Raw genomic sequence first — 12,544 nt, forward strand, 5'->3', positions numbered from 1 at the left:
GTCGCTCCGCACGGCCATGACATGGCTGTAATGTCGATAGTGTGCAGCGACGAATTATGGGGATCGAGACCGAGTTCGGTGTGACGTGCACCTTCCATGGTCACCGTCGACTCTCCCCCGACGAGGTGGCCCGGTATTTGTTCCGCCGGGTGGTGTCCTGGGGGCGTAGCTCGAACGTGTTCCTCCGCAACGGTGCCCGGCTCTATCTCGATGTCGGGTCGCACCCGGAATATGCGACCGCGGAGTGCGACAACCTCGCGCAGTTGGTCACTCATGATCGCGCGGGTGAGCGGGTGCTGGAGGAGTTGCTGATCGACGCCGAGCAGCGGCTCGCCGAAGAGGGTATCGGCGGCGACATCTACCTGTTCAAGAACAACACCGACTCCGCGGGCAACTCCTATGGCTGCCACGAGAACTTCCTGGTCGTCCGCGCTGGCGAGTTTTCCCGGATCTCGGATGTATTGCTGCCGTTCCTGGTGACTCGCCAGTTGATCTGTGGCGCGGGCAAGGTGTTGCAGACACCGAAGGCGGCGACCTATTGCTTGTCGCAGCGCGCCGAGCACATCTGGGAGGGCGTCTCGTCTGCGACGACCCGGTCACGGCCGATCATCAATACCCGAGACGAGCCGCATGCCGATGCCGAGAAGTACCGCCGTTTGCACGTGATCGTGGGCGACTCGAACATGTCCGAAACCACCACGATGCTCAAGGTTGGCACCGCGGCTCTGGTGCTGGAGATGATCGAGGCGGGCGTCGGCTTTCGCGACTTCGCTCTGGACAACCCGATTCGGGCAATTCGCGAGGTGAGTCACGATCTGACCGGGCGTCGCCCCGTGCGTCTCGCAGGCGGTCGGCAGGCCAGTGCTCTGGACATCCAGCGAGAGTATTACGCCCGGGCGGTGGAGCATCTGCGCAACCGGGACCGCAATCCGCAGGTCGACCAGGTGGTCGACCTCTGGGGACGCACTCTCGATGCCGTCGAGGCGCAGGATTTCGCGAAGGTCGACACCGAGATCGATTGGGTGATCAAACGCAAGGTGTTCCAGCGTTATCAGGACCGCTACGGCATCGAATTGTCCGATCCGAAGATTGCGCAACTGGACCTGGCCTACCACGACATCAAGCGTGGACGGGGCGTATTCGACCTGTTGCAACGGAAGGGCTTGGCCAAGCGGGTCACCGAAGACGAGGCTGTGGACACCGCAGTGAACACGCCACCGCAGACCACCAGGGCGAAATTGCGTGGTGATTTCATTACCGCTGCTCAGGAAGCCGGGCGGGACTTCACTGTGGACTGGGTGCACCTGAAGCTGAACGATCAAGCGCAGCGCACCGTGTTGTGCAAAGATCCGTTCCGCTCGGTCGACGAACGGGTGGATCGGCTGATCGCCTCCATGTGAAATCGGGGGCGGATATCCGCCGGTGTGGGCCGGTACTGCGGCGCGCACCGGCACATCGATCACCTGTTCGATGATGTCGAACGGTGCGCCGGCGCGCGCCTGGGTTGCCGAGCGGATTACCCTCTATCGGGTGGCGATATCCAAGGTCGAGCGGCTGATGAATCTGGTCATTGCGCTGCTGTCGACCCGGCAGTTCCTCACTGCGGAGCGGATCCGGGACAGCGTCGCGGGATATGAGGAATCCGCAAGTGACGAGGCGTTCAGCCGGATGTTCGAGCGGGACAAGAGCGAGTTGCGTGATTTGGGCATTCCGCTGGAAGTGGGACCAGTGGGGCGGTATTCGACGATCGAGGGCTACCGGATCAATCGCGATGCCTACGAACTGCCCGATATCGACTTGACCGACGAGGAAGCTGCCGCGGTTGCGGTTGCGGTGCAGATGTGGGAGTCGCCCGAACTGGCCGCTGCTGCCGAAGGCGCGCTGCTCAAACTACGCGCTGCCGGCATCCATGTGGAGACCGACGCCGCAGTGGCATCGGTGCCCGCTGTACCTGCCCATACTCGCGGGTCGGAGCCGGTTCTGGGCAAGTTGCTCGTTGCGATCGATGAGGGTCGGGCAGTCCGATTCGAGCATCGCGGCGCGAACAACGCGCCCTATCTGATGCGCGATGTCGAACCGTGGGGAGTGGTGACTCGTTGCGGACGCTGGTATCTGGTCGGGCACGACCGCGACCGGGATGCAGTGCGTTGCTTCCGGCTGTCTCGGATGGGTGAACACGTGACCCCCCATGGCCCGGCAAGTGCGGTCCGCAAGCCCGAGGGTGTCGACCTGCGAGCGATTGTGGCTCGGGTTACCAGCACTGCGCCGGTCAGCGGCAGTGCGACCGTCTGGGTTGCCGCCGGGCGTGGGCGTGAGCTTCGCAGGCTCGGTCGGGTGACCGGTGTGCGCACCGTCGATGGACGTGACGGCGCTGTCATCGAACTTCCGATTCGATCTCATGGTTGGCTGGCCGGGTTGGTCACGAGTCTGGGTCCCGATGCGGTGGTGCTCGCGCCCGAGGATCTCAGGGCCGATGTCATCGCCCGGCTGCGGTCGGTGGTAGGCCACACGGAGGTGCGGGCATGAGGCGGCGGCGCGGGGTGGCAACCGGTGGGGTGACATGGTGAGCTCACGATTGTCGGTGCGTTTGTCGCGGCTGCTGAACATGATTCCGTATTTCATCGCCCACCCCGGCATCGGCGCGGCCGCGGCGGCGGCGGATCTCGGGGTGACCACTCGACAGCTGATGATCGATCTCAACCAGTTGTGGATGTGCGGTTTGCCCGGCTACGGTCCCGGCGATCTGATCGACCTGTCGTTTTCCGAGGAAAGTATCGAAGTCACCTTCTCCGCCGGGATCGAACGACCACTCCGGTTGACCTCCACCGAGGCGACCGCACTGTTGGTCGCGCTGCGCTCGATCGCGGATATGCCCGGTATGGTCGATCCGACCGCTGCGCATGCCGCGATCGCAAAGATCGAATCGGCTATCGCAAAGATCGAATCGGCCTCCGGCGGCGGATCCGAGCCGGCAGCGAGCGGTCAGTCACGCACGCCGCCCGCAGAGGCGCCCGCAGTTGCCACAGTCCGCGCGGCGCTGGCGCGCGGTCGGGCGGTCGATCTGGTGTATTACTCCGCCAGCCGTGACGTCGTGTCCGAGCGCAGGGCCGACCCGATTCGTATCGTCTTGGTCGACGACAACAGCTACCTACAAGCTTGGTGCAGACAGGCCGAGGGCGTGCGGTTGTTCCGTTTCGATCGGATCGAGGCCGCAACCGAGTTGGCCGAGGCCTCCCAACCGCCGGAGCACGCGACCGAAACGATGGCAGGACTGGATCTGTTCCAGGACGATCCCGCCGTCCCCGTGGCGCGCCTGCGTATCCACCCCGACCATGCCTGGGTGCTCGACCAGTACCCCATGCACCGGGTCGCGGTTCATCCGGATGGCACGCTGGAGGCGACCATGCGGTTTGCCACATTGGACTGGATGGCGCGCTTGGTGCTGGGCTTCGGTCCCGGCGTCACCGTTCTCGGTCCGGAGGGACTGGTCGCCGCGGTGCGCGATCGGTCGAACGCCGCTTTGGCGGTGTACGAGCGAGCAGGGTATCTGGAGGAGCGATGATGGACGACGCAACGGTGGGTCGGGGGACCGACTTACCGGTTGCGCCGCGTGGGAGGCTCGATGCGCGGTAGACGCCCCGATACCGCGCGTATTCCGCTGCGGACCCGCCGCCAGCGGTGGAGGACTGCGCGGTGAGTGTGCGCGTGCTGGTTCTCGGGGCAGGCAGTGTCGGCAGTTTCGTCGGCGGAAAGCTCGGGGTGGCCGGCGCAGACGTCACCCTGGCAGGTAGGCGGTGGGTGCTCGACGAGCTTGCCGCTTCGGGGCTGCGACTCAGCGATCTCGACGGGGGTGACGATGTCCTCGCCGCCGACCAGGTCCGCCTCGCCGCCGAGCCGGCCGATATCGGCCCGATCGACATCGTGCTCGTGACGGTGAAGGCGGCGGCGACTGCGACCGCGGTCCGAGAATTCGCCAGCGTCATTCAGCCGGGCACCGTCGTGCTGAGTCTGCAAAACGGGATCGGCAACGACTCGGTGATCCGAGAAAACCTGCCGCGCTGTGTGGTACTGGCCGGCATCGTGCTGTTCAATGTCGCGCACTACCCCGGCGGCCACTTCCACCGCGGCACCGCAGGCGGCCTCGCGGTGCAGGAGGACCCGGGGCTTGCGCCCTATCTGGATGTATTCGAGCGGGCGGGGCTCAGGCTGCGCCGCTACCGAGATCTGCGGCCCATGCAATGGGCGAAGCTGCTGATCAATCTCAACAACCCGGTCAACGCGCTGTCCGGACGTTCGCTGCGCGAGGAGCTCGGTGATCGCAACTATCGTCGATGCTTCGCGCTGGCTCAGCGCGAAGCGCTCACTGTGATGAACAGAGCGCGAATTCGTCCGGCTCGACTGACCGCCCTTCCGCCTCGACTGATCGCAACGATGTTGGGCAGCCCCGACGCTCTGTTTCGTCGATTGTCCGGCAGGGTGTTCGCCATCGATCCGATGGCACGCACGTCCATGGCCGAGGATCTGGACTTGGGACGAACCACCGAAATCGCATGGTTGTGCGGTGAAATCGTCGAACTCGGCGCCATGGTGGGGATGCCGACGCCGGTGAATCAGCGATTGATCGAATTGATTGTCGCGGCCGAACGCGGTGATCGGCGCCACTGGTCGGGCGTCGAACTGCTGGATCAGTTGCGTGCTGCGGCGTCGGGCGGCTCGGCCGGAGGCCGGGTGAACGGGCGGTGACGGCGGCATTCGCGCACTTCACGGTCCGGTAGCATCAAGACATCCGAGGCTTGGGAGGTAGATCATGGGCAGTATGAGCATCTGGCACTGGCTGATCATTGCGGTGGTTTTCGTGATGTTCTTCGGTGCGAAGCGGATGCCCGACGCGGCTCGCAGCCTGGGCCGTTCGTTGCGCATCTTCAAAAGCGAGGTCACCCAGATGCAGAGCGAAAGCAGTGCGTCCGACTCCGGCTCCGGCCCCTCGGCTCAGCAGCCCGCTTCGCCCTTGCCTGCCGCACAGCCGGCAGCGCCTGCTTCCGAATCTCGCACCGAGCCGAAGTCGGTCTGAGCGGAATCCGCTCGCACTGGAGTGAGCCGATCTCACTCCAGGTGTAGGGCTGCTCTCACTTCGGGCCTAGGTCTGCTCTCACTCCGGGTAGGTCTGCGGCCCGGTTGGACGAGGTGCGGCCGAGTTGAGCGAGGCACGTCAACCCAGAGGCGAACACCACATGCGAATCCCGTTCGATCCCCGGCGCAGCAAGCGCAGAAACAACCCCGACGGCACCATGTCGTTGGTCGAGCATCTGCGGGAGCTGCGCTATCGCCTACTGGTGTCCATGGCGGCGGTGGTTGCCACGACCGTGCTGGGATTCCTCTGGTACGCGCATTCGTTCCTCGGCATCGACAGCCTCGGTGAGATCCTTCGGGGGCCGTACTGCTCGCTGCCTCCAGCGGCGCGTGCGGCACTGAGCACCGACGGTCAATGCCGCCTGCTGGCCACCGCCCCGTTCGAGCAGTTCACCTTGCGGCTGAAGGTCGGCATGACTGCCGGTGTGGTACTCGCGGCGCCGATCTGGCTGTATCAATTGTGGGCATTCATCACGCCGGGGCTCTACCGCAAGGAGCGCAAATATGCGGTCGGCTTCGTGTGTTCGGGCACGGCGCTGTTCGTCGCCGGTGCGGTACTGGCCTACGTCGTCATCGCGCACGCGTTGAGCTTCCTGCTGACCATTGGTGACAATGTGCAGATCACCGCGCTGAGCGGTACCCAGTATTTCAGTTTCATCATTCGGCTGCTGATCATTTTCGGGGTCAGCTTCGAAACTCCGCTGCTGATCGTCGGACTGAATCTGGTGGGGGTGCTGAGCTACCAGCGGCTCAAAGCGTGGCGCCGAGGAATCGTGTTCGGGCTGTTCGTCTTCGCCGCGATCGTGACTCCCCAGGACCCGTTCTCCATGTTGGCATTGGCGGGGGCACTGACTGTGTTGTTCGAGATAGCCGTTCAAGCCTCCCGGATCAACGATCGCCGTCGTGCGCGCGCCGAACGCGCGCACGACGCGGCGCTGTCCGACGACGAAGCCGCCGAGTTGGACGAACCTGCATCGGTCGGCGCTGCCGATGCGATCACGATGCCGCGAGACAAATCCGCGCGACCCGCGTCGGACTACTCCGATACGCTCTGACGAGTGACAGATGACCGGCCGCACATCGAGGAACTGGCCACTTTTTCGGCCGAGCTGAAATTTCGGCTCGATGCGTTTCAGCGCAATGCGTGTGCGGCCCTCGAGCAGGGCCATAGTGTGTTGGTGTGCGCACCGACGGGTGCGGGCAAGACCGTGGTCGGCGAGTTCGCCGTTCACTTGGCGCTGGCGACCGGGGGCAAGTGCTTCTATACGACGCCGATCAAAGCCCTGTCGAACCAGAAGTTCGCGGATCTGACCGAGCGTCATGGCCGCGACAAGGTAGGCCTGCTCACTGGAGACCAGTCGATCAACCCCGAGGCGCCGACGGTGGTCATGACCACCGAGGTTTTGCGCAACATGCTGTATGCCGCCTCGGATGCGCTGCACGGTTTGGCCTATGTGGTCATGGACGAGGTGCACTACCTGGCCGACCGCTTCCGGGGCGCGGTGTGGGAAGAGGTCATCCTGCATCTACCAGCGGACGTGCGACTGGTGAGCTTGTCGGCCACCGTCAGTAATGCCGAGGAGTTCGGTGCCTGGATGGAGACCGTGCGCGGCGATACCGCGGTGATCGTCGACGAGACCAGGCCGGTGCCGCTGTGGCAGCATGTCATGGTCGGACGGCGGATGTTCGATTTGTTCGACCCGAAGTCCACCGATCAGAAGGTGCTGGTGGACGAAGACCTGGTGCGGTTCATCCGCCATCGGGAGGCCGCCGACCGGATGAACGGGTGGAGCGCCCCGCGCGGGGCGCGGGGTGGCTCACGTCGTGCTTTCCGCCCACAGACGCGCCACGAGGTGTTGGCGACGTTGGACGAGCAGGGGTTGTTGCCAGCGATAACGTTCATCTTCAGCAGGGCGGGCTGTGACGCAGCCCTGGCGCAGTGTCTGCGTTCGCGCCTGGACCTGAGTCGCGTAGACGAGGGTGAACGCATCGACGCGATCATCGACAAACACACCGGTGACCTGCCGAGGACAGATCTCGAAGTGCTCGGTTTCTGGGAGTGGCGTGAGGCACTGCACCGGGGTTTGGCGGCGCATCACGCCGGCATGCTGCCGGCCTTCCGGCACACTGTCGAAGAATTGTTCGTCAATGGCCTGGTTCGCGCAGTCTTCGCCACCGAGACGCTGGCATTGGGCATCAATATGCCTGCCCGCACCGTCGTGCTGGAGCGACTGGTCAAGTTCAATGGCGAGTCGCACGCCGAACTCACCCCGGGCGAATACACCCAGCTCACTGGACGCGCGGGTCGCCGCGGCATCGATGTCGAGGGACATGCAGTGGTGTTGTGGCAGCCCGAGGTGGACACCAGTGCGGTCGCCGGTCTGGCCTCCACGCGAACCTATCCGTTGCGCAGCTCGTTTCGTCCGGGTTACAACATGTCGATCAACCTCGTCGACCGGATGGGCGCCGATGAATCGCGCGCTTTGCTGGAGCGCTCCTTCGCGCAGTTCCAAGTCGATCGCTCGGTGATCGGACTGGTCCGCGGCATCGAACGCAACGAGGGTGCACTGCGTAAGCTGCGCGACCAGCTCGGCGGCGCCGACAGCGGGTTCCTGGACTATCTCACGTTGCGCGAACGGATCAAACAGCGGGAAAGACAGTTGCTCGCACAAAGTCGCGCCGATCGGCGTGGCGCGGCGGTGGATGCGCTCGGTGCTCTGCGACGTGGCGACGTGGTTGCCATTCCCGCGGGGCGGCGTGCCGGACTGGCGGTGATTCTCGAACCGGATGCGACGCCTGGTGATCCGCGGCCGTTGGTTCTCACCGAGGCCAAGTGGGCGGGACGAGTCTCGGTGGCGGACTTCCCGGTACCTGCGGAGGCGTTGGGCCGCATGCGCTTGCCGCGCCGGGTGGACCATCGAACTGCCCGCACCCGCCGTGATTTGGCCTCGGCACTGCGCAGTACCGGAATCTCGGTGCCGGGCAGGCCCCGACGCGGCCCACGTTCCGCCGCGGCCGAAGACCGGGAACTGGCCACGCTGCGGCGCGGTCTGCGCGCACACCCGGCTCATGCCCGGCCCGATCGTGAGCAATTGGCGAGAATCGGCGAGCGCTACACCCGGTTGCGTCGCGAAACCGACGCGATGCGCCAAAAAGTTGCTGCGACAACCAATTCGTTGGCACGCAACTTCGACCGGATTCTCGGCCTATTGGAGGAACGAGGATTCGTACACGATTGCGAGGTAACCGGCGACGGTCGCCGATTGGCGCGGATCTACGCCGAGAGCGACCTGGTGGTTGCCGAATGTCTTCGGCGAGGATTGTGGCGTGGCCTCGGCCCGGCCGAACTGGCCAGCGTGGTATCCATCGTCGTATATGAGTCACGTCAAGAGGGCGGTTATCTCGGGGCGGGTGGCCCCACCGCGTCGATTCGCCGGGCCGTCGGTTCGACGATCGACGTATGGTCGCAGCTGCGGTCCGACGAGGCGCGCCACAAGCTGCCTCCGACAAGGGAGCCGGACCTCGGGTTCGTCGGTGGGGTGTACAAGTGGGCACGCGGGGACGGCTTGGCCGAGTCATTGCTGGCCAGTGGCGAGCCCGGTGCGCCATTGGCCGCAGGAGATTTCGTGCGCTGGTGCAGGCAGGTGATCGACTTGCTCGATCAGATTCACGACACCGCCGACGATTCGGAGGTGGCTACCACGGCGGCTGCTGCAGTGCGGGCGATCCGGCGGGGTGTCGTGGCGGTGGACGCGGCGTAGCCGATGCGATTGTGATTTGATTTCCTTCGCGATCGACTGGCGGAGGCTGTGCGATGCGAAGCGGCTTACCTGAGGTCTGGGTATTCGACGACACGCGGTGTATAACGATGCGAGTGGAGGCAAGTTGATGAGCGGCCCGTACGGTCCGAACGAGTTCCCGGACGGACCTGATGGTCCCACTCGGTGGGGTGGCGCCCCGCAGGCTCCTGCCGGACCCGGCTTTCCGCAGGGGTCGGGCGGCCAACCACCGGGGCCCTCTTCACCGCCGCCGACGCAGCCATGGCCAGAGCAGCCGCAGCAGCACTGGGGACAGCCGCAATCGGGGTGGGGCCAGCAGCCTGCCCCGGGGCAGGCGCAATGGGGTGGTCAGCAACCTCCAGGGCAGCCACAGTGGGGTGGTCAGCAACCTCCAGGGCAGCCACAGTGGGGTCAGCAGTCCCCCCAAGGGCAACCGCAGCAATCGCAATGGGGTGTCCAGCAACCTGTCCAGGGGCAGCCGCAGTGGGGTCAGCAGCCGTCCCAGGGGCAACAATGGGGCCAACAGCCGCAGTGGGGAATGCCAACTCAACAGCCACCCGCACAGCCGGGCAAGGGCAAGGGCTTGATCATCGGATTGTCGATAGCGAGTCTCCTCGTGATCGGAGGGGTCGTCGCCCTGGTCCTGGTGCTGAACAGTCGGGCCGTCCTGGATCACGTTGCGGTACAGGAGGGTGTGACGGAGGTGCTGTCGCAATCCTATGGCATCCAGGACGTCAGTGGTGTTTCCTGCCCGTCCGATCAGAAGGTGGAGATCGACGCCACCTTCGAGTGCGACTTGAAGGTCGGTGGCGAAGCCAAGAAAGTGAGCATCAAGATCACCGAGGAAGATGAACCCACCTACGAAGTCGGACGCCCGCGCTGACCGCAGGTAGGGGCTCACACCAGCCGAGCCGATCGAATTCACACGGTGCGCGTACCGAGGGCTGTGATCAACCGGGTGACAGGGCCTTCGGCATTGAGCGTGCCGGCGAGCGCCCGCAACGCGTTCGGGTCCGCGGGTTCGGTGGGCAGGGGATCGGGACGCGAGAGCGCGACGTCGGCATCGCACACGACCCGGACCACCTGCTCGGCAGCGTCGAGATAGTCGTCCGCAGCGCGGAGCCGGGCACGGACTCCTCGGGTCAGGTCGGCGGCCGGATCCTCGATGGCTGCCCGGAGCGCGCCGAGGGAACCGAAGCGGGAAATCAGTGTGGAGGCGGACTTCTCGCCGATCCCGCTGACCCCGGGCAGACCGTCGGAGGCATCACCGCGCAGGATGGCCATGTCTGCATAGGCCGGTCCGGCATTCTGCAGTGGCACACCATATTTCGCGGCGACCTCGGCCGGACCGAACAATTCCGCTTTGGCCAGCCCGCGCCCCGCGTAGAGGACACGCACGTGCGGGGCGGGCTCGTCTCGTACCAGTTGCAGCAGATCGCGGTCACCGCTGACCACGATCACAGGGTCGGTACGCTCTCGAGTGGCCAAGGTACCGATTACATCGTCGGCTTCGAGTCCGACCGCGCCGCCGGTCGCGATGCCCGCCGCGCCCAGCACCTGCAGGATCATCTCGACCTGGGGAACAAGGGCGTCGGGCACCACCTCGGCGCCGGGTTGGGCCGTCGGTGAGGTGTCCAGGCGGTGCGCCTTGTACGAAGGCATCAGATCGACCCGAAATGTCGGCCGCCAGTTCGAATCCAGACAGACCACCAATCTGCTCGGCGAGAACCTGCCGATCAGCGAGGCGACCATGTCGGTGAAACCGCGTACCGCGTTGACCGAGCGGCCATCGGGTGCGGTGATCTTGTCAGGTATGGCGTAGAAGGCGCGGAACCACAAACTTGCTCCATCCAACAGCAACAGGGGCCCACCAGCGGCAGAGGTCACGCGCCGAGACTACGCGTCACACCGACGGTCGACACCGCGTTGCATCGAAACCCACCGGCGCGTCCCGTGGCGTCGAGACCGGCGTTCGGCCATCGGCGCCGGTCGTCGGTGACGACGGGGTAGGCTCGGGTCGATGAGCACCCCTACGGATTCCAGGTTTGCGGCACCGATCTACCGTGCTCGGCTGGAGCGCGCGGTCGAGCACATGCGGGCTGCACATCTGGACGCATTGCTCATCACCCCGGGTGCGGACCTGCGCTACCTGATCGGTGCGGCCGCCGAGTCCTTCGAGCGACTGACCTGCTTGGTGATCCCCGCGGATGGGTCGCCTCCGTCGGTGGTGATCCCGAAACTCGAACTGGCGATGCTGGACCATTCCGCAGCCAGTGACCTGAACTTGTGGGTGCTGGATTGGGTCGACGGCGCCGATCCATACGCTCTGGTGAAATCCGTGCTGCCCGCCGGTGCCACCGTTGCGGTCGCCGATGCCATGCCCGCGTTGCATTTGCTGCCCTTGGCGGACGCGCTGTCCAGTTTGCCGGTGTCGGCCACTGCGGTACTGCGGGAGCTACGCATGATCAAAGATCCTGCGGAACTGGAGGCATTGGGCAGGGCCGGTGCTGCGATCGATCGGGTGCACGCGCGCATGGGGGAGTTTCTCAGAGTGGGTCGGACAGAGGCCGAAGTCGGCGCCGATGTCGCTGCGGCAATCGTCGCCGAGGGGCATACCGAAGCGGGGTTCGTCATCGTCGGCAGTGGGCCGCACGGCGCCGAACCCCATCACGCAGTGTCCGACCGGCGCATCGAAGCCGGTGACGTCGTAGTCGTCGACATCGGTGGCCCGGTCGAGCCGGGCTACTACTCGGACTGCACTCGAACCTATGTGCTGGGCGATCCGGACCCCACCGTGGCCGCTCACTATGCCGACCTGGAACGCGCTCACGCCGCAGCGGTCGCGGCAGTGCGCCCTGGAGTCACCGCGGACGCAGTGGATTCCGCGGCACGGTCCTGTTTGTCCGATGCCGGGCTCGGCTCCGCTTTCGTACACCGAACCGGCCACGGCATCGGACTGTCGGTACACGAACAGCCCTACATCGTCGCGGGCAACGACCTCGTCCTCCGACCCGGCATGGCTTTCAGTATCGAGCCGGGTATCTACTTTCGTGGTGGGTGGGGCGCGCGCATCGAGGACATCGTGGTGGTGACGACCGACGGCTGCCGAACCCTGAACAACCGGTCGCGACAACTCACGGTGTTGTGATCGTCGGTGACCGTGTGCGCGGTGTCGTAGTCGGCTGTGCGGTCAGTGCACGGCTGGACAGGACCCGACGCACCTGGATGGCGATCACGACTCGGGCTGGATTGTCTCGCGGGACACGGTAGCGTCCCGCATACCGCTCGACCGCCTCGGCGACGGCGGCCGGGTCGTCGAGGACCATTGCCGGGCCCTCCAAGGTGATCCATCGGATTCCGTCGACTTGACCGACCGCCGCGTATCCCGAACGGCGTACATTGCGGACCTTCACCGACCCGCCGCCAGTGATCACGCGTGCCAAGCCGCGTTCGGGGTCCCAGGTGAACCCCACAGCCACCACATGGGGCGTACCGTCCGCACGCAGCGTTGTCAGTGTGGCGAGATGGCGCTCGGCGACGAAGTCGAGCGCAGCGGGGGACAATTGAGCCATGTCGGGGGACATTCCCTGACCGTAGCGTGCGCACACGGGTGCTCGTCACCGGGCCAGCGCGTG

12 protein-coding genes are annotated in these 12,544 nt (G+C 65.3%); 9 read left to right on the forward strand and 3 right to left on the reverse strand.

Annotated features, from left to right (window positions below; genetic code table 11):
- Positions 1–41 precede the first annotated feature (41 nt).
- The 7 genes from pafA to K940_RS0112115 all read left to right on the forward strand — a co-directional run bounded on the left by pafA (position 42) and on the right by K940_RS0112115 (position 8,891).
- Positions 42–1,400 carry a Pup--protein ligase gene (gene pafA / locus K940_RS0112085; protein ID WP_028477770.1) on the forward strand — a complete coding sequence of 453 codons (1,359 nt, stop codon included), beginning with the start codon at positions 42–44 and terminating at the stop codon, positions 1,398–1,400.
- A 130-nt stretch (positions 1,401–1,530) separates the two neighbouring features.
- Entirely contained in the window at positions 1,531–2,526 is a 996-nt protein-coding gene (locus K940_RS0112090; protein WP_028477771.1) for a YafY family protein, read from the forward strand.
- 37 nt (positions 2,527–2,563) lie between these two features.
- Positions 2,564–3,562, forward strand: a complete 999-nt coding sequence (locus K940_RS0112095) for a YafY family protein (RefSeq protein WP_028477772.1) — start codon at positions 2,564–2,566, stop codon at positions 3,560–3,562.
- A 131-nt stretch (positions 3,563–3,693) separates the two neighbouring features.
- Positions 3,694–4,743: a 2-dehydropantoate 2-reductase gene (locus tag K940_RS0112100; RefSeq protein WP_028477773.1), complete on the forward strand. Its 1,050-nt coding sequence runs from the start codon at positions 3,694–3,696 to the stop codon at positions 4,741–4,743.
- A gap of 64 nt (positions 4,744–4,807) precedes the next feature.
- Positions 4,808–5,071, forward strand: a complete 264-nt coding sequence (gene tatA / locus K940_RS0112105; protein ID WP_028477774.1) for a Sec-independent protein translocase subunit TatA — start codon at positions 4,808–4,810, stop codon at positions 5,069–5,071.
- 160 nt (positions 5,072–5,231) lie between these two features.
- Positions 5,232–6,185, forward strand: a complete 954-nt coding sequence (gene tatC / locus K940_RS0112110; RefSeq protein WP_028477775.1) for a twin-arginine translocase subunit TatC — start codon at positions 5,232–5,234, stop codon at positions 6,183–6,185.
- Between the two features lie 3 nt (positions 6,186–6,188).
- A complete protein-coding gene (locus tag K940_RS0112115; protein ID WP_028477776.1) occupies positions 6,189–8,891 on the forward strand; it encodes an RNA helicase in 2,703 nt (900 codons plus the stop codon).
- 259 nt (positions 8,892–9,150) lie between these two features.
- Here the strand turns inward: K940_RS0112115 and K940_RS33570 are convergent, their stop codons facing one another.
- A complete protein-coding gene (locus tag K940_RS33570; protein ID WP_028477777.1) occupies positions 9,151–9,459 on the reverse strand; it encodes a hypothetical protein in 309 nt (102 codons plus the stop codon).
- Here K940_RS33570 and K940_RS33575 point away from each other — a divergent pair.
- Positions 9,448–9,792, forward strand: coding sequence for a DUF4333 domain-containing protein (locus K940_RS33575; protein WP_231390347.1), 345 nt, complete (start codon positions 9,448–9,450; stop codon positions 9,790–9,792). The two genes, K940_RS33570 and K940_RS33575, sit on opposite strands and share 12 nt — an antisense overlap.
- A 38-nt stretch (positions 9,793–9,830) precedes the next feature.
- Here K940_RS33575 and K940_RS0112130 read toward each other — a convergent pair whose 3' ends face one another.
- Complete coding sequence (locus K940_RS0112130) at positions 9,831–10,796, reverse strand: 5'-3' exonuclease (protein WP_028477779.1); 966 nt, start codon at positions 10,794–10,796, stop codon at positions 9,831–9,833.
- 133 nt (positions 10,797–10,929) lie between these two features.
- On the opposite strand from K940_RS0112130, the gene K940_RS0112135 reads away from it, so the two are divergent.
- Entirely contained in the window at positions 10,930–12,057 is a 1,128-nt protein-coding gene (locus K940_RS0112135) for a Xaa-Pro peptidase family protein (protein ID WP_028477780.1), read from the forward strand.
- Here K940_RS0112135 and K940_RS27970 read toward each other — a convergent pair.
- On the reverse strand, positions 12,044–12,493 hold the full coding sequence (locus K940_RS27970) for a PPOX class F420-dependent oxidoreductase (protein WP_051407116.1): 450 nt from the start codon (positions 12,491–12,493) through the stop codon (positions 12,044–12,046). The two genes, K940_RS0112135 and K940_RS27970, sit on opposite strands and share 14 nt — an antisense overlap.
- Between the last annotated feature and the right edge of the window lie 51 nt (positions 12,494–12,544).

Source organism: Nocardia sp. CNY236, assembly GCF_000482385.1.
GTDB lineage: Bacteria > Actinomycetota > Actinomycetes > Mycobacteriales > Mycobacteriaceae > Nocardia.

Coding starts and splice junctions, on each gene's coding strand:
- tatA (WP_028477774.1), top strand. CDS start 4,808: ATGGGCAGTATGAGCATCTGGCACTGGCTGATCATTGCGGTGGTTTTC.
- tatC (WP_028477775.1), top strand. CDS start 5,232: ATGCGAATCCCGTTCGATCCCCGGCGCAGCAAGCGCAGAAACAACCCC.
- K940_RS33575 (WP_231390347.1), top strand. CDS start 9,448: ATGCCAACTCAACAGCCACCCGCACAGCCGGGCAAGGGCAAGGGCTTG.
- K940_RS0112135 (WP_028477780.1), top strand. CDS start 10,930: ATGAGCACCCCTACGGATTCCAGGTTTGCGGCACCGATCTACCGTGCT.
- K940_RS27970 (WP_051407116.1), bottom strand. CDS start 12,493: ATGTCCCCCGACATGGCTCAATTGTCCCCCGCTGCGCTCGACTTCGTC.